At 42.5% G+C, this 23,111-nt stretch carries 19 protein-coding genes and 1 pseudogene; 14 read left to right on the top strand and 6 right to left on the bottom strand.

The window, feature by feature from the left end:
- The first annotated feature begins 251 nt into the window (after window positions 1-251).
- The 4 genes from ACI2JM_RS11570 to ACI2JM_RS11555 all read left to right on the top strand — a co-directional run bounded on the left by ACI2JM_RS11570 (window position 252) and on the right by ACI2JM_RS11555 (window position 4,003).
- Window positions 252-1,316: a DUF475 domain-containing protein gene (locus ACI2JM_RS11570; RefSeq protein ID WP_045445375.1), complete on the top strand. Its 1,065-nt coding sequence runs from the start codon at window positions 252-254 to the stop codon at window positions 1,314-1,316.
- A 469-nt stretch (window positions 1,317-1,785) separates the two neighbouring features.
- Window positions 1,786-2,361, top strand: a complete 576-nt coding sequence (locus ACI2JM_RS11565; RefSeq protein WP_045445372.1) for a TerD family protein — start codon at window positions 1,786-1,788, stop codon at window positions 2,359-2,361.
- A gap of 171 nt (window positions 2,362-2,532) precedes the next feature.
- Window positions 2,533-3,285: a TIGR00266 family protein gene (locus ACI2JM_RS11560; protein WP_045451333.1), complete on the top strand. Its 753-nt coding sequence runs from the start codon at window positions 2,533-2,535 to the stop codon at window positions 3,283-3,285.
- Between the two features lie 109 nt (window positions 3,286-3,394).
- Window positions 3,395-4,003, top strand: coding sequence for a TerD family protein (locus ACI2JM_RS11555; RefSeq protein WP_045445366.1), 609 nt, complete (start codon window positions 3,395-3,397; stop codon window positions 4,001-4,003).
- 136 nt (window positions 4,004-4,139) lie between these two features.
- On the opposite strand, the gene ACI2JM_RS11550 is transcribed toward ACI2JM_RS11555, so the two are convergent.
- A complete protein-coding gene (locus ACI2JM_RS11550) occupies window positions 4,140-5,411 on the bottom strand; it encodes a TerD family protein (RefSeq protein ID WP_404644316.1) in 1,272 nt (423 codons plus the stop codon).
- Between the two features lie 305 nt (window positions 5,412-5,716).
- Here ACI2JM_RS11550 and ACI2JM_RS11545 point away from each other — a divergent pair, with 305 nt between their 5' ends.
- The 7 genes from ACI2JM_RS11545 to ACI2JM_RS11515 all read left to right on the top strand — a co-directional run bounded on the left by ACI2JM_RS11545 (window position 5,717) and on the right by ACI2JM_RS11515 (window position 14,486).
- Entirely contained in the window at window positions 5,717-6,880 is a 1,164-nt protein-coding gene (locus ACI2JM_RS11545) for an ATP-grasp domain-containing protein (protein ID WP_404644314.1), read from the top strand.
- Window positions 6,881-6,967: 87 nt separating this feature from the next.
- Complete coding sequence (locus ACI2JM_RS11540) at window positions 6,968-8,212, top strand: trypsin-like peptidase domain-containing protein (RefSeq protein WP_404644312.1); 1,245 nt, start codon at window positions 6,968-6,970, stop codon at window positions 8,210-8,212.
- Between the two features lie 398 nt (window positions 8,213-8,610).
- Window positions 8,611-9,684: a J domain-containing protein gene (locus ACI2JM_RS11535; RefSeq protein ID WP_404644310.1), complete on the top strand. Its 1,074-nt coding sequence runs from the start codon at window positions 8,611-8,613 to the stop codon at window positions 9,682-9,684.
- Between the two features lie 46 nt (window positions 9,685-9,730).
- Window positions 9,731-11,038, top strand: coding sequence for a phosphoribosyltransferase domain-containing protein (locus ACI2JM_RS11530; protein ID WP_404644308.1), 1,308 nt, complete (start codon window positions 9,731-9,733; stop codon window positions 11,036-11,038).
- Window positions 11,039-11,120: 82 nt separating this feature from the next.
- On the top strand, window positions 11,121-11,948 hold the full coding sequence (locus tag ACI2JM_RS11525) for an HAD hydrolase family protein (RefSeq protein WP_404644306.1): 828 nt from the start codon (window positions 11,121-11,123) through the stop codon (window positions 11,946-11,948).
- Between the two features lie 63 nt (window positions 11,949-12,011).
- Complete coding sequence (locus tag ACI2JM_RS11520) at window positions 12,012-13,208, top strand: cysteine protease StiP domain-containing protein (protein WP_404644304.1); 1,197 nt, start codon at window positions 12,012-12,014, stop codon at window positions 13,206-13,208.
- 213 nt (window positions 13,209-13,421) lie between these two features.
- Entirely contained in the window at window positions 13,422-14,486 is a 1,065-nt protein-coding gene (locus ACI2JM_RS11515; RefSeq protein ID WP_193007565.1) for an HpcH/HpaI aldolase/citrate lyase family protein, read from the top strand.
- Window positions 14,487-14,738: 252 nt separating this feature from the next.
- Here ACI2JM_RS11515 and ACI2JM_RS11510 read toward each other — a convergent pair whose 3' ends face one another.
- Window positions 14,739-15,551: an alpha/beta fold hydrolase gene (locus tag ACI2JM_RS11510; protein ID WP_404644302.1), complete on the bottom strand. Its 813-nt coding sequence runs from the start codon at window positions 15,549-15,551 to the stop codon at window positions 14,739-14,741.
- Between the two features lie 471 nt (window positions 15,552-16,022).
- On the opposite strand from ACI2JM_RS11510, the gene ACI2JM_RS11505 reads away from it, so the two are divergent.
- A complete protein-coding gene (locus ACI2JM_RS11505; RefSeq protein WP_404644300.1) occupies window positions 16,023-16,820 on the top strand; it encodes an enoyl-CoA hydratase/isomerase family protein in 798 nt (265 codons plus the stop codon).
- Between the two features lie 121 nt (window positions 16,821-16,941).
- Here ACI2JM_RS11505 and ACI2JM_RS11500 read toward each other — a convergent pair whose 3' ends face one another.
- The 4 genes from ACI2JM_RS11500 to acnB form a co-directional block, all read right to left on the bottom strand.
- The gene (locus tag ACI2JM_RS11500) at window positions 16,942-17,385 is read right to left on the bottom strand and encodes a PACE efflux transporter (protein WP_404644298.1); all 444 of its coding nucleotides are present in this window, start codon (window positions 17,383-17,385) and stop codon (window positions 16,942-16,944) included.
- A 323-nt stretch (window positions 17,386-17,708) separates the two neighbouring features.
- On the bottom strand, window positions 17,709-17,954 hold the full coding sequence (locus tag ACI2JM_RS11495) for a hypothetical protein (protein WP_238035014.1): 246 nt from the start codon (window positions 17,952-17,954) through the stop codon (window positions 17,709-17,711).
- Complete coding sequence (locus ACI2JM_RS11490) at window positions 17,947-18,141, bottom strand: hypothetical protein (RefSeq protein ID WP_404644296.1); 195 nt, start codon at window positions 18,139-18,141, stop codon at window positions 17,947-17,949. Before ACI2JM_RS11490 ends, ACI2JM_RS11495 begins: the two co-directional genes overlap by 8 nt.
- Before the next feature lie 176 nt (window positions 18,142-18,317).
- Window positions 18,318-20,921: a bifunctional aconitate hydratase 2/2-methylisocitrate dehydratase gene (gene acnB / locus ACI2JM_RS11485; RefSeq protein ID WP_193007569.1), complete on the bottom strand. Its 2,604-nt coding sequence runs from the start codon at window positions 20,919-20,921 to the stop codon at window positions 18,318-18,320.
- A gap of 469 nt (window positions 20,922-21,390) precedes the next feature.
- On the opposite strand from acnB, the pseudogene ACI2JM_RS11480 reads away from it, so the two are divergent.
- Together ACI2JM_RS11480 and lipA are read left to right on the top strand one after the other, a co-directional pair.
- Window positions 21,391-21,802, top strand: a pseudogene (locus tag ACI2JM_RS11480) (carboxymuconolactone decarboxylase family protein).
- Window positions 21,803-21,976: 174 nt separating this feature from the next.
- Window positions 21,977-23,020 (top strand): lipoyl synthase, encoded by a 1,044-nt coding sequence (lipA, locus tag ACI2JM_RS11475; RefSeq protein ID WP_055123860.1) that lies wholly within the window; start codon window positions 21,977-21,979, stop codon window positions 23,018-23,020.
- The last annotated feature ends 91 nt before the right edge of the window (window positions 23,021-23,111 follow it).

The following is a 23,111-nucleotide window of genomic DNA, read 5'->3' as shown; positions in this document are numbered from 1 at the left end:
ACTACTATATGACCATTAAACTCAAAATATAAAGCAGGTATTAGCCCTCTATTTGTACTCACCATTAGCAATGATAATGGCTGTAAAATATGGTTGCAAAATAGTCACAATTATTCATAGCTAAATGACTAGTAATGCTTTATGTTTCGTTTAGAATTATGCAAAAAAAGTGGTTAGCGATAACCGCTTTTTTTGTGGTTTGTGCCTATAGTAGGCCGACCTTAGCTTTATGCAACCAGACAGGATGTGTCATGAGACATTTTTATTTAGACTTTATTTTCACCGCCATCGCCCTAGCGGTCGCGGCATGGTGGGGATATTCACATGGCGGTATGGGCGGTATGATAACCACCCTATCTATTACTGCTATTTTGGCCGTCATGGAGATTTCATTATCGTTTGATAATGCGGTGGTCAACGCCTCAGTCCTTAAAGGCTGGGACGAGTTTTGGAAAAAGATATTTTTAACGGTGGGTATTTTAATCGCCGTCTTTGGTATGCGTTTGGTATTCCCTATTGTCATCGTCGCTGTTACTGCCGACCTTGGTATGATGCAAGTAATCGATTTGGCATTGAACGACCCTAAAGAATACTCAGCCAGACTATTGGCGCATCATGCCGAAATCTCAGCATTTGGTGGTATTTTCTTGTTGCTTGTCTTCTTAAACTTCATCTTTGATGAAAAAGAAGTACACTGGTTCGATTGGCTTGAGAGCCGTCTGGCAAAATTAGGCAAAGTCGATGCCATGAGCGTGTTTGTCGCGCTTATCGTCTTGATGATTGCCGTATCATTTGCCAAGCCTGAGCAATCAGCTGCGGTCCTAATCGCTGGCGTATGGGGCATCTTAGTTTATCTTGGCGTACAAGTGGTCTCTGGTATGTTAGAGGGTGATCTTGAAGAAGAACTAGACGCTCAAGGTAACAGTACTGGTGCTGCAACTAGCGCGATTATGAAAGGTGGTATTATCGGTTTCTTATATCTAGAAGTCCTTGATGCCTCATTCAGTTTCGACGGTGTGATTGGCGCATTTGCGATTACTAATGACGTGATCGTTATTATGCTAGGTCTGGCTATTGGTGCGATGTTCGTACGTTCGATGACTATCTTCTTAGTCGATAAAGGCACCCTTGATGAATATGTCTATCTGGAGCATGGCGCGCATTATGCTATCGGTGCTTTAGCTATCATCATGCTGCTATCAGTGAAATTCCATGTACCAGAGCTTATCACTGGTCTGATTGGTATTACCTTTATTGGTTGGGCGTTTGTCGCTTCACTCAATTATCGTAAGCGAGAAGCCAAATCAATTACTTGATGCTCGTTCGATGTTAAGAACCCAAGCAAAAATTTTTAATATCAAATAGTATAAAGTGGATAGATAAAGTTAGTTTAAAAATAGACGGGTTGTACCAAAGCAGTTGGTATGACCCGTTTTTGCTTTAAAGCACTTATTTGATACCCGTTGAATAAGTGCTTTTTTATGTTGCACTGCCTGACGATCTAATTTACTTTTTGATAACAACACCTTAACGACTGTTGCTCGGACGGTTAAAAAGTATCAGACTTGCAGCATTGATATGTCCCTTAGTAATCATATCGTAATCACACAAAATACGCCTTGCTTAGTAAGCAATCGCTTAGTATAGTAAATCGTAATGATATGCAGGGCGTGGCATACGAGTAAATTTATTCATTGTTTGCATTTATATATCGACCACTGCACTATTTTAGTTTATTTTTTTTATCATTCAATCCACTCAATTATTAATTAAAAGGATATTTATATGGCTATTAGCTTAACAAAAGGCGGCAACGTAAACTTATCAAAAGAAGCGCCGGGTTTAACCAATATTACAGTCGGTCTTGGCTGGGATCCACGTGCTACTGACGGTCAAGAGTTTGACTTAGATGCAATTGGCTTTTTGGTCAATGAAGCAGGTAAAGTACGTAATGACCAAGATTTCATCTTCTTTAACAACTTAAAGTCAGACAATGGCGCGGTTGAGCACACAGGTGATAACCGTACTGGTGAAGGCGACGGCGATGATGAAAAAATCAAAATCAATCTTGCTAGCATTCCAGCTGACGTAAGCAAAGTCGCTATCTGTGCGATTATTTATGAAGGTCAAAGCCGCAATCAAAACTTTGGTCAAGTGGGTGACGCTTACATCCGTGTCGTTAACGACAATGGCGATGCTGAAATCGCACGTTATGACTTATCAGAAGACGGTAGCACCGAAACCGCGATGATTTTTGGTGAATTATATCGCCATAGTGGTGACTGGAAATTCCGTGCCGTCGGTCAAGGCTTCAGCGGTGGTCTTGGACCATTAGCGGCTTCTTATGGCGTTAATGTTTAAGAGCTGACTAACATTTAGCGCTAATAATATAAGCCCGAAAAGCCATCAAGTGTGCCCTACTATCGCATTTGATGGCTTTAAAAGTAATAGGCTAGCGAAAATCTATGGTTAAGCCGACTTACAGACATGACTTACAAACATATAGAATACTGATATAAGGATTCGCACCCTATGACCGCCACGTTTAGCTTGATCGGTACCATTGAACCATTTCTTCATTGTAACCTCAAAAAAGGCGACTCCATCTATTGTGAAGCCAATGCAATGGTGATGATGGAATCAAACCTTGAGCTAAAAGGTAAGCTGCAAGGCGGTCTAATGCAATCACTTATGCGCCGTTTTGCCAACGACGAGTCACTATTTCAACAGCAGATTGAAGCCGTGAACGGTGAAGGCGATTGTTTACTTGCGCCAACGCTCGACGGTGATATGCAAATCATTGATTGCGGTGCGCAGCAATATACGCTCAGTGACGGCGCATTTGTCGCGGCGCAAACGGGCGTCGATGTGAAGGCTAAGATTCAACGTAATCTAGGTGGCGCCGTCTTTGGTGATACTGGTGGCTTTATGGTGATGCAGACGCAAGGTCAAGGTCAGGTAGTGGTATCGGGTTTTGGCTCATTGTTTGAGATTGATGTTGAACCTGGTAAAGACGTCATTATTGATAACGGTCATGTGGTCTGTTGGGACTCGCGTTTGGAATACAAACTGTCAGTCGCCACCAGTAAGAAAAAAGGCTTCATGGGCAATATTATCAATTCGGTCACCAGTGGCGAAGGTATGGTTTTAAACTTCTCAGGCTCAGGCAAAGTCATTATCTGCTCTCGTAATCGTGATAGTTACCAAGGCTGGCTACAAAGCGTCTTAGGGACTAGCTCAGGCGGTCGCGGCGGCAGTAACAGTTTGCTTGGCAATATCTTATAGCTATTATTATGTTTTTAAAGCTGTATGTTACAACGACTCCTCGTCATCATAGACTTTATTTAACCCTCTACTCACAATTACTATAACACTGTAGTATAAGGAATATCACATGGCAGTTAGTTTACAAAAAGGTCAGAAAATCTCCCTAAGCAAAGAAGCTGGCGGCGAGCTTACCCAAGTAAAACTGGGTCTAGGCTGGGACGTTGCTCAAAACCCTCAAGACAAAAAAGGTGGGTTCTTGGGCAAATTATTCGGTGGTGGTAGCGGCGGTGACTCGATTGACTTAGATGCCTCGTGCATCATGTTTGATACCAATAAACAAGCCATCGATGCGATTTGGTTCAGTCAGCTGAAATCAAAAGATGGCAGTATCGTCCATACTGGTGATAACCGCACTGGTGACGGCGATGGTGACGACGAAGTTATCAATGTCGATCTTTCAAAAATCCCTGCCAATGTCGTCTCTCTAGTATTTACGGTCAATAGTTTCACTGGTCAAACCTTTGAAACGGTAGAAAATGCATTTTGTCGTATCGTCAATGCCAATAACAATCAGGAAGTCGCGCGCTACAATTTATCAGCGCAAGGTGGGCATACCGCGATGATTATGGCAAAAGTATATCGTCATAATAACGAGTGGAAAATGCATGCGATTGGTGAAACGGCTTCTGGTCGTACTTTCCATGACTTAATGCCTGCCATCACGCCGCATGCGTAAAGGATTCAAAGCTTTAGTTGGATTAGCGTTCATCCGTTAAAATGAGCCATTGAAGCAACGTTATTGAGAAAAAACAGCCCATCTACGATTAGATGGGCTGTTTTTTTACGTGTGCTAAAGAATATTTTTAAAGCTGTTACTTACTCCCTCGCTTCCAGCTAAAGCCCCAGTTAAAGGCTTTATCCATCTCTTGATGCCCTTTAAAATATTGGTTAATACGTTCAACGTTAATACTACCTTGCTGATTGACCAGACGCGCAATCGCACACATTGGCAAATTACCTGTACCTTCTGTCAAACGTGTCTCAATCGGGGGTTGGTCGGGCACATGAATGGTCACGACACCATCGGTCTGTGCCCAGTTTGGTGCGCCTTCATAGATAAAGGCGAAAATAAACACCTCTTCTATCTGCGACCACTGCTGACCGTTAATATCTAGCCACTCACCGCCGCTCACCTGTCCCGTTCTATCATCAGCACGCAAACAAACGTAAGGCGCTGATGTTAAGCTACCAAAGCGATTGCCCAAGGCCTGAATCAAGGTTTTTTCACCATTTTTTAGATGAATCATCGCCCCAACATCAAGGTCAATACCGCCCGCTTTATGTTGTTTGAAAAGATCGCCTAGCAAGCCTTTTTTGGGTGCTTGCTGATTAGCAGTCGGATTTTGGTTCCAGTTCAAGTTAACAGAGATTTTACCAAAGTCATCACGTTTCTTTAGGTTGATGCTAGACTGATTTTTGGTTAAAGTGATTTTGCTTAGGTTAATTGACGGATTTGGAGAAGCTGTAGGAATTGGCGGCGGCGTGCTTGTTTGAGGTGCACTACCTGCCTTCTGCGTATTGATGGGCTGAGCTTGACCTTTTGACTGGTCTTGTACAGGGCTTTGAGCGGGCGCTTCATCAGCAATCTCTACACCAAAATGCTCAGACAAAGGCTTCAGCCCCCCTTCAAAACCTTGGGCGATAAAACGAAACTTCCAGCTACCTTGGCGACGATAACATTCCGCTAAAATAATGGCTTTTTCATTACGTCCGGCTGCACTTAGTTGGCAAGTCATCAGCACTTGGCTGCCTTGCAATACCTGAATATCGACATCACCAACTTGTGCAAGCGGCTGCGCACTAGAAAATGCTAATGCTATCTTCTCGATATTTGCAGGCTGCGCCGGTAAATTAATATCAAAAAACCCATCGCTATCATGACCACGGAAACTCACACTGTCATCATCGCTACGTGTCTGCCCATAAAATATCATGTCGCCATCACCGCGTACTTTACCGTCAGTTGTCAGGCGATATGCCGCGCAATCGACCGCACTTTGGCTTAAAATACGAATGCTAATATGATCTGTTGGCAGTGGCGCATTGGCACCAGCAATCAGTTGTTGAGGTTGGATTTGGCTCATCATACATCCTTTTAATTATTTATTATGTGCGTGTGTTTGTTATGCTAATAATTGTCATATAGTAGCATGGATGGCCGCTGACTTTTAAAGCATACGACCGTTCAATAACATGCCAATGACCCTAAAAAATATTTTTACAAATCCTTCATGCTATTTTGTCAGCAGCATTTATAACGCTTAGCATTTGTATATAATAGCCCCTACTATTAGCAATATTACGGCTTGCTTATATTCCTGATGGTGTTGCGATGACGATAGTGAATTATTCAATTATATCTAAAACCTACGATAATGCTGAGAGAATTATGAAAACCCCTGCTAACGATAACGATCATAAAACATCAACTGCCGCGTCACCTGCCGTTTGGTTAGCTGAAGGTCAGTCAAGCCAGCGTGATATGTTAGCCAGCCTGCAAACCCTAAAAAATCACGCTGATACTCCGTTTAACATTATCGCTTCACACCGCCACAATAGACCTGAGATTTTCGAATTTGCTGACAGCGTTTACCTCGAGCCTTCTACTAGCAACGCAGATAACGATGAGCAAGTAGTGCTGGAATCTGTTGAGCCATTGATGCCGCGTTGGCAGTTTGTGTTAGAACAAGCGCAGAAAAACAACGTAAAAGTATTGCTCACTGGACGCAATGGTATTGATTACGAAGCCCAGCGTGAGGCGTTTGACGCGGCTGGCATTCGTTTATTGACGGGTGCAGCGAGTGTGGCAGCGTTAGAAGTAATAGATGATAAGTTTGCCTTTATGCAGCAGTGTCATGAGCATGATATTCCCGTTGCCGAGGCGTGGCGCTTTGATAATGTCGCAGAGCTTGAAGCATTACTTGCTACGTACGGTCACCAACCATTATGCGTCAAACCGGTTACGGGTATTTTCGCTCAAGGGTTTTGGCGACTAGATTTAGCAAAAAATGATGGGGAACAGTACGATAGCTTTGAGCATTTATATTTTACTGAAGATAAAAAAATCAATACCACGCAATTTATTAATGCCTATGCAAACAGTGTCATGGTGCAGGAACGCCCAATTCCCATGCTGCTAATGCCTTATTTGTCAGGGCAAGAGTACTCTATCGATGTCGTCTGTGAATATGGCGAAGTATTGGCTGCTGTCACCCGCTATAAAACAGGAAAAATCCAGCATATCGGCTACGAGCAAGTGGTCATGGATGTCGTCATTCCACTCATAAAAGCCTTTGGCTGCGATGGCATCGTCAGTGTCCAAACCAAAGCTGATGATGACGGTCAGCACCGTGTGCTTGAGATTAATAGCCGCCCTTCTGGTGGCATTGATTACACCACCCACAGCGGTGTGGATTTAACCCAAGTTGGATTTGCTTATTGGCTAGGCTTAACCGATAAACCGATACTGGCTGATATCGCGCAACAAATAACCCCCTGCCAAGTACGCTCTATTATGGTCGGTGTAAAGGTTGAAGAAGACATCACTGAATAAGTCAAAATAATAATATAAAAAGCTGACGGCAACGAATCGACAATAATACATCCATGACAACCGAATATATTCACTAAGAGGCAAACGATGACAGCACAAACCACGTTAGTGTTAGGGGCAAATACGGTCATCGCGACAGCGAATTGTTCGGTCGCCTTTGCAACGACAGATCAGTCAAAGTTTGGCGAGCAGCTTGGGCTACTATGGCTGCCTTTGGATGAGCATCGAAAAGCCGCTTGTAGTCCTGCTTATCTTCATGAACAGAAGGAATGGGCGCAGCTCAATAGCAAAGATGATCCAAATGCATGGCAATTGGATTTGCCTGCATTGTTTGATAAACAAGGTGCAAGCTTTTTACAACTGATTGCTTATGTTTATCATGAGCCAAGCCTAAACTTACCTGCCGTTGAATTGAGCAAGGTAAGCTTAACACTCAATGAGGGCGATATTCGTTATGAATTTACCGCAAGTGAACGCCATGTTAAAGCGGCGATCATATTAGAGATATACCGACGCAATGGACAATTTAAATGCCGTGCCCTTGGTGAAAGCTCCACGCAAGGACTGGCAAGTCTTGAGCATCATGTACAAGTTAGCCTTGATGTGCGTCCGCCAGATACGCATGCCCTTATCCAAGATGCCCAGCGTGCACAGCAGCAAGGTTATCCTAACAGTGACGCACGTCCGCCCAGACAAGTTCAATCTGGTGAAACTTGGACAGGGACAGCGTTTGCTATCGATCCCTATCATTTACTGACTTGTTATCATGTCATTGAATCGGCGGCGATGATTGGTGTGCGTCAGCAAGGGCAGCCTGATCGTGAAGCGCAAGTGGTGCTCAGCGATATTGGTAGTGATTCAGCCATTATTAGAGTAAGTGAGCCACTGCCAAGTTATTTACCCTTAGCACAGCGTTGTACTGATAATTTAGGTGAAACCATCACCACCTTGGGATTTCCGTTATCAGGATTGAGTAGCCAATTACAAGTAACGCAAGGCTGCATCTCAGGACTGACAGGGTTTGGCGATGATATTCGCTATCTGCAATTTACTGCGCCTATTCAGCCAGGCTCTAGTGGCAGCCCTTTATTACTGCCGACTGGCGAAGTTATCGGCATGGTAACGTCCAGCCTCGTCCATGAGCATGCACAAAATATGAACTATGCGGTGAAATTTCAGTTATTATCCGCCCTACTCGCGAGCGCCGGAATCAGTTTAGATAATTCATCTGGCTCATATGGCATGTCACGCACGACAGCTGCGCCGCTGACTACGCCGCAATTAAGCAAACAAAGCCGCGGTGCTTTGTGGTTGGTAGGTTGTCAGGGTTAATGATTCACTATAGTGTCGACAAACCTTAAATAAATACATCTAAACACTTGATTTATTTAGTAGTTGATTATTTCGATACGCGCTATCATAATAACCCGGCTTAGAAATAACAAGTGTTGAGCTACACTATATTTTTAAGATTTTAACCTTGATAAAATCTAACCTAAATAATTAGAAATTTATAGTTACCCAACTTTTAAAAGCATACACTGCTACTCAAATGAGTTTTTAGCAATTTCTATCTGCGTAGGTCCAGCAAGCACAGAGCATTAATTCTAGTAGCATGTGATAATACTTGCACCTTTTTTATTTCAAACTATATATACAAAGCAAAAATTTTAGTACAAATGTAAGAAAAAATTCCAATAAAAATTAATAACTAAAGTAAGCAAATAGATATGATTTATATAATAATTTTAGTTGCTGTTTTTTTCATAATAGGTGCTTTGTCAAATGATGATGAAAGTGTTTCAGATAATACTGCCACTAGAAACTATTCCTACACTACGAAGCTAGAGGGCAAGTATCTACACTTAAGTATGGATACTATTCCTTATGGAACAGAAGTTGTTATTCTTGAACTTGCTTATCAGGGACAAAATGTAAAAAGTTATTATGATATTTTTAATGATGAAGAAGGCAACTTTATAACTGGTGCTCGCAATAACGATAATAATGGTCCTTACTCAATAAGTGTGCCTATCAATGCTTTAATTTTGCCTAGAAATAAAGATATCACCTTAGAGTTTAATATTACGCTTTTAAAGGATGGCGTTATTCTCGATAAACTCAAATCTCAAGAGGAAATTCGTATAAGCTCTAGCTCTTTTTTACTTATGGAATGGTTCATTCCTACAATAAAAATCTTGGCTTACTACTCCATAAAAAAAGGTGATTCTAATGATTCAAAATCTTGGTCCAAAGACAATATCAAAGTTATCAAAAATGTTTTTTCAAATCACATAGAAAGCAATCCAGAAGAACGAGATTTTTTAAAAAATCAAATGAAAATCTTATCAGGTACTTCAATAGATTTGAGAGAATGTGTTAAGGATTTCAATAATAGAGCAAATACTACTAATGACAAGAATACTGTTTTCTATGCATCAGCTCGGATAATAATCAATAACCTAGAGTCAGGAAAATGGTTGCATATAGAAAAAGGTCTAGCAGAGATTAAAAATCTGAGCAAATTAATGGGCATTAGCAATGAAATATTAGAGGATGTTTACTCTGGTTTTGAAACCCTTAAAAACCAAGACAAACCTACAGAAGCTTCTGATAATCTAAAAGCATTAAAGATTCTTGGTTTGTTAGAAGGAGCTACTATCGAAGAAATGCGTAGAGCTTATAGGTTAAAGATCAAAGATTTTCATCCTGACAAATACACTCACTTACCTGAATCTGTAAAACTGGTACTTCAAGAAAAAGCTCAAGAACTAAACCTTGCAAAAGAAACACTACGATTTTAGCACTCAATAACGTTGAAACCTTTATATGACTACAAACAGTATTTCCATGAAAAAAAGCTATGTCTGCACCATTACCCTACCACGCGGCAATCTTGATTTAACCTATCAAACCAATTCAGCCACTACGAAAAATGGGGCAGAACCAAGTAATGATTATCAATTAGAAGACTTACTTGGATTTGCACAACGCATTAACCCAAAACGTGCCTTTTTGTTTGTCTCAAAAGTATTAGGTCGTCATATTCCAGTGGCTCCTAGTACCATGCGTCATGCTTTTACTGACTTGGCGAATTTGGTTCCTAGCGATTTGCCTGAGCCGATTTTAGTCATCGGTATGGCAGAGACGGCGGTTGGCTTATCTGCGGGGGTACATCAAGCGCTACAAACGCGTTACCCCAAAGCCTTACTATTGAACTCTACGCGGCATGCGCAACATGATGACAATAAGGACAGTAGCAGCGACTCTTTATTAACCACTTTCAGCGAAGACCATAGTCATGCCAGCCAGCATCTCATTTATCAAAGTGCAGATACAGTGACCCAAGCGCAGTTATTAGCGAGCAAGACCTTGATTATGGTGGATGATGAAGCATCGACAGGCAATACTTGCGTCAATGTCGTCACTGCCCTTCGTAACGCAGGACTTGACCAACTAGAGCAAGTACATCTTACCACTTTGGTTGATTGGTCTTTAAACCAGAAACAGCATGCAGCCGATGCCAATGAAGCTGTATCTGACCAAATCGCAAAACGCCTGCCTAATATCCACTTTCAACGCCATCATCTACTGTCTGGTGCATGGACTTGGACGGATGCGCCCAATCCTGAACCGATCACGATGCCGTCGGTTGATACAACTGAAGCAGGCAGTCAGGCGCTAGGTAATACTGGCAATTGGGGACGTTTCCCAACCCTAGATAGCACCGATGGGTTTGATCATTATCTTTTGAGGTTTCAAACTGCCTTTAACGTTTTTAACAAGCAAGCTCAACCTGAGAAAGAGCCGTTTGATAAAGAGCAGTTGCCACAGCGTATCTTAGTATTGGGCAGTAATGAGTTTGTTTGGTTACCGTTTTTATTGGCTGAATGGCTTGCGCAAAATACGCATATAGAGAATAGTAAGAATACGGTTAATTTTAGTGCGTTAACCCGCTCACCGATTGCGCTTGGTGGCGCAATTACCTCGATGCTAAGTTTTAATGATAATTATGGGCTTGGTATGACCAACTTTGCGTACAACGTTACACCTAGCGATTGGGATTTGATTGTCTTGTGTGTAGAAACGTCCGCTGATAGCGTTGATACTATGTGGAAAGGTTTGGAGAATGTATTGGTGGTGAGTCCGACGCTGTAAATTATTTTATAAGAACTGTCCCATTAAAACCATCCTCTAAATCCAGCTCTGCTTTTCACATTCAACCCTTACGGACACCTTTATGACCAGCCCATTCTTTCAAGCCAATCCTGATATTCTCAAGCCTTACGCGCTAATGGATTTGGACGATACGCTCTTTCAAACTCAGCGTAAAATTGACGCATGGGACTTACCCACCACTGAAGCTGAAAACTTAGTTTGCGCAACCGTTAACAAACAAGGCGAGCCATTAAGTTTTATGAGTCAGCGCCAAGCCACGTTTTTTAACTGGCTACTTGCTAGCACTGATCTAATTGTAGTGACGGCACGTGACCGTAGTGAAATCCAGCGTGTTAAACTGCATTTTGACAGTTGGCAAGTTTTGACTCATGGCGCGATTATTCTTGACAAAGACGGTATGTTACAAGCCCATTGGCAACAGCATATGTATAGTAAGCTTGCGCCATTGCAAGAAAAATTGCAGCAGCTGAGCCAGCTATTCGCGAATCACAGCAAAAATGACAATAGCCAGCTGGTCTTTACACCACATATCGATAGCTTTAGTAAGGGCGCTGATAATAGAGAATTAACCATTTATCTGGCTATCAAACATGCGCAAAAAGACCATCAAGCATTAATAGATCTCGCTGCAAAACTGCCAACGTTAATACGAGACTTTGAGCAGGATTTTTATGTGCACGTGAATGCGAATAATCTAGCGATATTGCCGCACGCAGTTCATAAGCGCCATGCGGTACAGTTCTTGTTAGCTAATCATTTAGACAGTCAACGACCAAGCTTTGGCTTTGGTGACAGTCTGGCAGATTTACCATTTTTACAGCTGCTTGACTGGTATGGTATGCCCAATCATGGTCAGTTAAATGAACGACTTAGCTCTCAATCATTCTAAACACTTAATCTCTCCTAAATAAAAACAATAATCGCCGCCGTTTATAGAAGTAGAAATTATTTTATGACCCATCATATAACAAACCCTAATGTTCAAAAATTAGAAGCATATGGCTCAGGCAGCTATCTTGCCAGTGATGTGACCGTACTGCTCGATATCGTCGCTAAAGACGCGGTCGCCGATGTGCCAGTCAGTCAAAAAGAAGCGCTCATTCAAAGTGGCCAACGTCATTATTCTGATATGTTGACCTTGGAGCAAGCGCCTACTGCTATGCATGAGCAGCTATACACGCAAGCATTAGAGCAAGGAGCTGAGAGGGCTGCCACTGATATTGCTAATTTGGCTTATACGCTACATCATACTTTTCAAAAATCTCGAAATGAACATACCGTTAATAATGAGCGCCCGCTAGTCTTAGTCAGTTTGGTACGCGCAGGTTTGCCAGTTGGCGTTTTGTTGCAGCGTGCGTTAGCAGACGTTAATAGCAGCTCTGCTTTGCCGAGCGTGCATTATGGTATCAGCATCATTCGCGACCGCGGACTTGATCCAGTTGCGTTACAAATGATATTGAATGCTCATCCAGACAGTCCTATCGTATTTGTTGACGGCTGGACAGGCAAAGGCGCAATTTATCAAGAGCTTGCTCATAGTTTAGAAAAATTTAGCGATCCTAGTCATGCAAACTTTGCCAATATCTTTCATCAAGGGGCAGATGTTATTCCCTTATTAACGCTGGCTGATCCAGCTGGCGTTGCTTGGCTTGCAGCTAGTATCGATGACTGGCTAATTCCGTCAGGATTATTAAATAGTACGGTGTCGGGGCTTATATCACGTAGCTTATATACTGAGCCGGCATTGGGGCTACACCGCAGCGTGTTTTATGATAACTTAATTGAGGTCGACCATAGCTTAGCTTTCATCGCTCATATCGATGCAGCGCGCCGTGCATTAGCCCCATCTTTGCAATGTTTGCCGACGTTTCAGCAGCCGCGCTATCAGACAGCTGCTTTAATCGACAAGCTGGCAGCAGATTACGATATCGCCAATCGTAACCGCATTAAGCCAACGATTGCAGAGGCAACACGGGCGATATTGCGCCGTGACCCTGAACGCATACTATTAGCCAGCGCTGATCATCCTGATACCATACTGCTAAGACATTTATGTGCCCAGCGAAATATCATTGTTAGTGTATTAGGTGATAAAATACATCCCTATCAAGCCATCACGCTTATCAAGCAACGTAGCGAAGACCATTAATCATTGCTACACTCGCGTTTTTTATAAACCAGACCCGTCTCAAACTCAAAGCAGCGAAAGAAAAAGGTAAAACTACTCCTTCTTGTCGGCTAAACGAATTTGACATTACCAAACGTATTTTTGGGTTTGCGGTCATTGCTGCTAAGCCATACCACTTGATGATACCTCTTAGATTTTATACCCATTCACTTATCACTATTGATGATGCCAATTATGTCAGATATGCAAAACAACGAGTCTACTCTTTATCAAAACACCCAGTCTTACGCTCACCTTATTACTGAGCGTCATGCGATGCTCAAACCACATGCGCATCACCCGTATCAGTTGGGGGCTAGCCTATACATGCCAGCAACTCGCCAAGATATTTGGCAAGTCATTAAGCGTGATAAATTACCAACGATTAATAGTATTATCATCTGCCTAGAAGATGCGGTTAGCCATAATGATGTTGAGCTGGCAATTGAGCGCTTGCAAACGTTGCTGCATACATGGGCGACGCATGTCGATAGCATCAATGACCCATCAAAACATGCCGACATTCAGATTGAGCAACCAACACGCCCGCTGGTATTTATACGTCCGCGTCATCCAGCGATGTTAGAGCAGCTCTCAGGTTTTGCCCATATCGATTTGATTGATGGCTTTGTCATGCCAAAAGTCGATATGTATAGTCTGTCTAATTGGCGTATGGCCTGTCAAAATCTGAGTACTGAGCAACTATTAATGCCGACGCTTGAAACCGCAGCGCTATTTAATCCACATCATAATCAGGAATTGGCCATTGGTTTTAAAGAAGCCTTTAGCCAGCCTGTATTTGCTTTGCGTATCGGTGGCAATGATTTATTTGCAGCATTGCGTTTGCGACGTCCCAAAAACAGCATCGTTTATGATACTCCTATCGGCACCCTTGCCTATCAGCTGCTCGGCTGCTTTGTGCCACATGGCTTTTATTTAACAGCGCCTGTCTTTGAGTATTTGGATCAGCCAACGCTATTTATGCAAGAGCTGACCCGCGATGTTAGCTTAGGATTGGTCGGCAAAACAGTCATTCATCCAAGCCAAATTGCGCTGGTGCAACAAGCCTATTGCGTACCATTGAGCATTTTAGATGAGGCGCAAGCAATCTTGCATAGCGAGGCGAAAGCGGTGTTTAAATATAATAATACCATGCTAGAGCCTGCTACCCATCGCGCGTGGGCAACAGAAATCGTCAATCGTGCCGAGGCATGTGGCACTCTTGATGACGGCAATAATGACTATACGGCACGGTTATAAATAAAAACCTTAAGGTTAATAAGGCATGTCCTGAACCTGAACGAAAGCGCCTAAATGGGCTAAAAATAAGTACGTGCCCTAATTTCAAATCAATGTTTCAAATTAATATTTTAAATGCACTCTTTTACATGCGCTCAATAAAAAAGCCGTTATCACATTCAAGATAACGGCTTTTTTTAGCACAAAGATTTCATTACTCTATTATTATTAAAACGATGCCTTATTTAAGGCTATTTCAAGACCAACTCAAAACTAGACACAGTCCGCTAAAAAGGTGTTAATCACTCGATTGACCTGCTCAGGCTCTTCTACGGTGGCGGTATGACCAGCGCCCTTGATTACTGCCAATTTAGACCCTGCTATCGCAAAATGCATACGTTCAGCCTTTGAATAAGGGGTTGCTGTGTCCTCATCACCGACCACAATTAATGTCGGCACCGTAACACTTCCTAGCTGATCGTAGGTGCCTGACCGTTCAATGACGCCCATCGTTGCCTTAATGACCCCGCCTTTGCGATTGCCTTGTAGCATCGTTAACCACTGCTTACGATCAGACTTACGCAACTTATCTGTCAAAAAAGTATTGCCAAACATAATAGGCATGACCTTGTTACTCACGCGTTTGAGACCCAGCCAACGAATGGCTTTGACCAGCTTACGATACTGCGGCACGTTTTTGGGATCTTCAGGATCAGCAGAAGTCTCTAACAGGGTAAGCGACAGCAATAGCTCAGGGCGTTTGAGTGCGACACGCTGGGCGACAAACCCACCCATTGATAGCCCTAACAAATGGCATTTATGAATATCTAGCGCCTCTAATAATGCCAATGTATCCTCGGTTAAGGTTTCCATATCATAGCCAGACTTGGTTATTTCAGACTGACCTTGTCCCCGAAAATCAAACGTAATACAGCGATAACCAGCTTTGAAATACTCGACTTGCTTGTCAAATAGGTGTGTATTCCACAGCAGACCGTGGGCAAATACCATGATGGGTTTTTGCTTATCGTTTGGCGCGCTGTCTTCGTAATAAAGTTCAACATTATTGACATGAATAATTGGCATAACCACTTCCTTGTTGGTTTAATAAATAAAAATCAGTCTTTGAAAACCTGCCTTCTAGGGCGTGTCTTCATTTTAAAAATGGTGAAAAAAATGAGATAAATTACCGCTAAACAAGGAAAATAGCACAAATAATATCGAGATATTCATCAGCTATTTGACGCAGTTTGGCAAAATTTAGCCATTTTCAACCCATTTAGAGAATGCTCGATTGAATTGAGGACATGCCCTAGCATAATTCAACCTTTCTACAGATAGTAGCCTTATTTTTGAATGGTAGGTTTAATAATTTTAGCAATATGATAGCAGCAAAAAACACCATACCTGAATCATGTCTTAAGCGCGCACACATCCTGCTTTTATAATAAGCTCAAACTGCTATAGTAATTGCCATTGCAATATTTGTCACATTTACTGCCAATAGCTAGTGTTACCAAAAACGTTTTACAGAAAACTCAATTAAGGATATCAACCATGTCACACCCTCTCGTCGAATATCAAGTAGAAAACCATATCGCAACCATCACGATGAACGATCCCAAAACACTGAATGCCTTTAGCACAGTGCTCAAAGATGCCATGATGAATGCACTGACGAACGCAGATGAAGACAAAGACGTCAGAGTCATCATCCTGCAAGGCGCAGGCAATAACTTTTCAAGTGGCGGTCATATCGGTGAGATGTTAGAAAACGGCATGGAAAGCGAGGCGCTGTCGAATAAGCTAAACTTTATGGTTGGCGAAGTCGCTGAGATTAGCTTAAAGTTGCGTAATATTCATAAGCCTATTATCGCCAAATTAGAAGGCGCAGTGGCAGGTGCTGGCATGAACTTGGCACTGACTTGTGATTTTCGCATAGCCGCTGATAATGCCAAATTCGTGCAAGCCTTTGTCAATATCGGTCTAATACCAGATGCTGGCGGCATTTATTTACTGAATCAATTGATTGGTGTGGCAAAAACCACGGAGATGGTCATGCTTGGCGATAAACTCAAAGCGGAAGATATGGCACGCTTAAACTTGGTTAATGATGTGGTCAGTAGCGACGAGCTGGATGCTAGCGTATTGGCATTGGCAACGCGCCTGAGCAATCTGCCCGGAAAAGCATTGGCATCAATGAAGCATATGATTAATACGCACGCTTATATGGGTCTCAATGAAGCGCTCGATATGGAAGTGGATCAACAGACCATGCTTGCTAAAATGGATGATTTTAAAGAAGGTATTACCGCCTTTATGGAAAAACGTAAGCCGGTTTATCAAGGTAAATAATAACCTGATCACATTCTATTTTGCGCTATCATCAAAAAGGCTACCTAATGGCAGCCTTTTTTTTAGGTCATACGATATCAAGAAAATTCTGTATTAAGCATATCTTTAACACTTTTAACTCTTAAGAATCAGAGGCTGTCTTATAGTGATGCGGTAAGGTAAATATCTTGTCAAAACCCAAGGTAAAGATAAAGGTATAAACCAAGAAAAATAGCAGTAACGCTGCTTCCATCATAAAAGCTTTGATTAAGCCAACATCATACCAAATCATATAAAGTGGTAAGCAAATCAACACCAATCCCCCTTCAAATCCTAATGCATGCGCACTGCGAATGAGTAAGGTGCGCTTTGCCACCTGCTTGCGACGTTCCCACGCTTCAAAAGCTGTATTGTATAAGAGGTTCCAAATCACCGCTGCCAATGACACCATCACAGCAACTGGTAAGGATTCTGCCGCGTCGCTACCGCTCAGCTTCATCAATACGAAAGTAGAAGAAATGATAGCGATAAGCTCGAAAATAGTCACATAGACGATACGACGTTTGAGTGGGGATAAAGTAATCAACCAAGACTCCAAAGCACTTGAGCGTCAACAAAAAAGTGCCTATCAAAGTATCGGTCCGTCCCGAGATAGAAAAAGATGAATGAATTGCAGAGCCACGGTTTCCGCCTGCCCCCATATTATACATAAGATAATGAGAGAAACCAGTCGCAGCTTATAGCAAAATAATACTTAATAGAACACTAAATATTAAAGATGAACAATAAAAAAATAATGGATTTTACTGATGACTTTAAAGAAGGTTTTACCGCTTATATTGAAAAACTTAAACCGGTTTATAATAATTAACTCCGTATATCAGAACATATATCATTTATTCAAATTTTCTAACTGAACATCAGCTTTACTATTATTAATATTACACCAATAACTAACCCAATTATAATTTTACCAAAAGCTGTTTCATGCCAAGTTTTGCGAATAGCATTGATTTTTGATGAAGACTCATTTTTACTAGCTTTGATGCTTTTTGCATTTTTAGCTTTAAGTAGAGTGTTAGAACTAGTTTTATTATTATGAAGCTCAATATCTTCGCAATCTTCTAAGTCAAACATCGGATTATTATTACCCATTAATTATTCTCCTCATAGCAATTGTCAATCGAGTTAGTCTAAAATACCCACTGTCATAAGTAGCTACATTATTATCAGCATATATACCTTTTGTACGCTTAATTACAACTGGGTTATCTATATTTTGAAATCTATTACCCTCTATAGTCACATTTTTACAGTTCTCAACGTATATACCAGTAGACATTAAAACTCCTATACTTTAAAAAAAGCAATACTGAAAAACACTCAAAACTTATTTAGCTATTATTATTAAAAGATTTAATAATAGCTATACTTATAGCACAAAAAACCCCGCATCATGATGATACGGGGTTTCTATTTTTAGAACTGAAAAACGTTTTGCTTAAGCTTGAAACAATATTAGGTCAACTGAGCAACGTTAATTTTGTCGGCTTCTTCAGTATAAGAATCCATACGATCAAAGTTCATATACTGATACACTTCCTCGCCCATGCTATCAAGCATACCAGCGTACTGCTGATATTCTTCGTTGGTTGGCAATTTACCAAGTACCGCTGCTACGGCTGCAAGCTCTGCAGAAGCTAGGTATACGTTAGCGCCTTGACCCAGACGGTTCGGGAAGTTACGAGTTGACGTCGATACCGCCGTAGATTTCGGTGCGATACGTGCTTGGTTACCCATACATAGTGAACAACCTGGCATCTCAGTACGAGCACCGGCTTGAGCGTAGATGTTGTAGTAACCTTCTTCCATCAACTGACGCGCATCCATCTTAGTCGGCGGCGCAATCCATAGACGAGTTTTCAAACTACCTGCTGGTACGTCTTGTAGCAGTTTACCCGCAGCGCGGAAATGACCGATGTTGGTCATACATGAACCAATGAATACTTCATCAATGGTATCGCCAGCGACATCAGCCAATGTTTTTGCATCGTCTGGATCGTTCGGGCAGCAAAGGATAGGCTCTTTGATAGTGCTCATATCGATAGTCATATCGATGGCGTATTCTGCATCAGCATCAGCACGCAATAGGCTTGGGTTTGCTAGCCATTCTTGCATCTGCTCGATACGACGGCTGATAGTACGCGCATCGCCATAGCCTTCTGAGATCATCCACTTAAGTAGCGTGATGTTTGAGTTTAAGTACTCAGTCACCGACGCTTCAGACAAAGTGATAGTACAACCAGCAGCACTACGCTCAGCTGAGGCATCAGACAATTCAAACGCTTGCTCAGCGGTCAAATCTTCTAGACCTTCGATCTCTAAGATACGACCATTGAACTCGTTGATTTTGCCTTTCTTATCAACGGTCAATAGACCTTCTTTGATCGCTTGATAAGGAATCGCATGTACTAGGTCACGTAGCGTGATACCAGCCTGACGTTCGCCAACGAAGCGTACACGGACAGATTCAGGCATATCAAGTGGCATAACACCAGTCGCTGCTGCGAATGCTACTAAACCAGAACCTGCTGGGAATGAGATACCCATTGGGAAACGCGTATGCGAGTCACCACCAGTACCAACGGTATCTGGAAGTAGCATACGGTTCAACCAGCTATGAATGATACCATCACCAGGACGTAAGCTTACGCCGCCACGGTTCATGATAAAGTCAGGTAGTGTGTGCTGAGTTTCAACGTCAACTGGCTTTGGATAAGCAGCCGTATGACAGAATGACTGCATTACTAGATCTGCTTGGAAACCTAAACATGCTAGATCTTTTAGCTCATCACGAGTCATCGGACCAGTCGTATCCTGCGATCCTACAGTCGTCATTTTAGGCTCACAGTACATGCCCGGACGTACGCCCTCTAGACCACAAGCTTTACCGACCATTTTTTGCGCTAGGGTAAAGCCTTTACCCGTATCAACTGGCTCTTCTGGCTTAGCAAAGATATCTGAATGTCCAAGACCCATGTACGCGCGGGCACGATTGGTCAAACCACGACCAACGATCAATGGAATACGACCGCCAGCACGAACTTCATCAAGCAATGTTGGTGAGTTCAATTTGAACGTAGACAACACTTCATCAGAATCATGCTTAGTGATTTTGCCTTCATACGGATAGATGTCAAACACATCACCCATGTTTAGGTTATCAACGGCTACTTTTTCGATTGGCAATGCGCCAGAATCTTCCATGGTGTTAAAGAAGATAGGCGCAATATTGTTACCAAGTACTAGACCGCCGCCACGTTTGTTTGGCACGTTAGGGATATCATCGCCCATGAGCCACAATACTGAGTTGGTCGCAGATTTACGGCTAGAGCCAGTACCTACCACGTCACCAACATAAGCTAGCGGATGGCCTTTTTCTTTAAGCGCTTCGATTTGCTTCATTGGACCGACAACGCCCTCTTCGTCAGCAGTGATGCCGTCGCGAGAGTTTTTGTGCATAGCCAATGAATGCAATGGGATATCAGGGCGGCTCCACGCATCTTGCGCAGGCGACAAATCATCGGTGTTGGTTTCGCCAGTCACTTTAAACGTCGTGTAAGTCGTTTTTGCTGGCACAGCATCACGGTTCAAGAACCATTCAGCGTCAGCCCAAGATTGCACCACTTCTTTAGCGATAGCATTGCCCGCTTCTGCTTTTTCAGTCACATCATTGAACGCGTCAAACACCAGCAATGTCTTTTTCAACGCTTCAGCAGCATCTTGTGCCACTTCCGCGTCATCCAGTGCCGCAACCAATGGTTGAACGTTGTAGCCACCTTGCATCGTGCCTAGGATTTGAACGGCTTTTTGCTTGCTAATAAGTGGTGAAGAGGTTTCACCCTTAAGGATCGCTGCTAAAAACGCTGCTTTAACGTAAGCCGCTTGGTCAACGCCAGCAGGAATACGGTTTTCTAGCAGGTTCATCAAGAACGCATCTTCGCCTGCTGGTGGATTCTTTAGTAGTTCAACCAACTCTGCTACTTGTTTTTCATTCAGTGGTAGCGGAACCGTTCCTAGCTCAGCACGTTCTTCGACATGTTTACGATAAGCTTCTAACACAATAGTCGTCCTCGTCAGTTGGGAGTATTAGTACATTACGTGGGTAGTCAGCATGACCGCCTGCGTCTATATACTAGATGGAATAATTATTGGTGCAATCATAGCTTAAAACGCCCTAAATGTTAATGGCTCAGCCTTTAAAAGGCTCATAAAGCGGTTATAAAGGGCTCATATTGAACATTTATTATATAAATAGTACCATCAACAATATGATTGAGCAGCCTTGCACAATCGATATACAGCTTGTCATTTTAGTCAAGCACTGCTCGATTTATGATTAAATAAATACGCTGTGACTGCTAAACGCTTTATAGGATATTATTTGATAAAATATTCTTTTGAAAATAGCATGTGGAAAGATAGCTCTTTAAAAAGTAGCTTTTATTAACCATATATTAAATGAATAAACATTAAGGATAATGATATGGATAGTAGTGCAATGGAAAACAAAAATAGGGATAACAGCGATATGGAGAACAGCGATATAAAGAGTAGCGCTAATTATCAAAACGGTCTAAAAGTTCGCACCGAGGTCATGGGTGAGGCACATGTCAAACGCTCACTGGATACAGCGACTGGGTTCACTCAGCCATTACAGGATTGGATCATTGAGCATGCGTGGGGCAGCACGTGGCAAGATGACTCAGTATTGCCACGCAAATACCGCTCATTAATCACCATTGCTTTTTTAATTGCGCAAAAAAAGCCCCACTGAGCTAAAAGGGCACATTCGAGGTGCAATCAATAACGGCGCAACTGTCGCTGAGATTCGAGAAGTATTAATGCACAGCTTGCCTTATTGCGGGGCACCTGCCACTCAAGAAGCGTTTCGTGCTGCCATAGAAATCCTGAATGAGTTGGATATTGATATAGATATTTAAAACTATGGTTGCGAGACAAACCATAGTAGCCTTAATGATCCACCTCAAAATGATCAGTTAAACATTATTCATTGAAAATTAGCCCCTAAGTTTCTGCTATAATGTCCTCACTCACAACACATTCTAATAATTCCATAAACCCTTATACTATAAAGGGTTAAGAGATACTTTATTATGACAACTGCCGTACAAACACATGTGCCTGCTGCTAAGGTCAAACCTAAAAAAGCCATTCAAGGCGAAAAGCTACGTGGCTACGATAAAGTTGCCCGCATCCCAATTAAAGTGATTCCGACCATCGAGGCCAAGAAAAAGCCAGATTGGATTCGGGTTAAAATGTCCTCGCCTGCTGAAGTAGCTCGTATCAAAGCCACCTTGCGTGAGCAAAAGCTCTATACCGTTTGTGAGGAAGCGGCCTGCCCTAACCTGCCGCAGTGCTTCGCTGATGGCACCGCGACCTTTATGATTATGGGTGATATCTGTACCCGTCGCTGTCCGTTCTGTGACGTCGGTCATGGTCGTCCGAATGAGCTAGATGCAGATGAGCCGCGTCACACTGCCGAGACTATTTTAGGTTTGCAGCTTAAGTATGCGGTAATCACCTCTGTGGATCGTGACGATCTAAAAGATGGCGGCGCGATGCATTTCGTTGAAGTGCTCAATGAATCTCGCGCACTTAGCCCGAATTGCCTCATTGAAATATTGGTGCCTGATTTCCGTGGTCGTATGGATATCGCGCTAGACTTGTTAACTGAAACACCGCCAGATGTCTTTAACCATAACATCGAAACCGTGCCTCGTTTATATAAAGCCTTCCGTCCAGGTTCTGACTATCAGCATTCATTAGATTTACTCAAACTCTATAAAGAGCGTCGCCCTGATATCGCGACCAAGTGCGGCTTTATGGTTGGCCTTGGTGAGACCGAAGAAGAGATTTATGCGCTGCTTGATGACCTAAAAGCGCACAATGTGGATATGATTACGGTTGGTCAGTATCTGCAACCTAGTAAAAACCACGCGCCTGTCGATCGTTACGTCCATCCAGACGAGTTCCAGCGTTATATGGACTACGGCAAAAAAATTGGCTTCTTTAACATTTGGGCAGGCCCAATGGTACGCTCAAGCTATTTTGCCGATCGTCAGTACTACGGCGAAGACTGCCCTGCACCAATTCGTAGCAAAAAAGCATTGGCAGCAGAAGGCAAACTTGGCTGCTAAGTGTCAGATTTTAATGAGCTAATACTTAAAACTTAAGCTGAGCATGTAAAAAGGGTGAATAACATTTTATGTTATTCACCCTTTTTTATGA

Source organism: Psychrobacter sp. NPDC064578 (genome assembly GCF_044901245.1).
GTDB lineage: Bacteria > Pseudomonadota > Gammaproteobacteria > Pseudomonadales > Moraxellaceae > Psychrobacter > Psychrobacter cibarius_C.
Note: the sequence above shows the minus strand (reverse complement) of the source record. Positions and strands in the feature narration are given on the sequence as shown.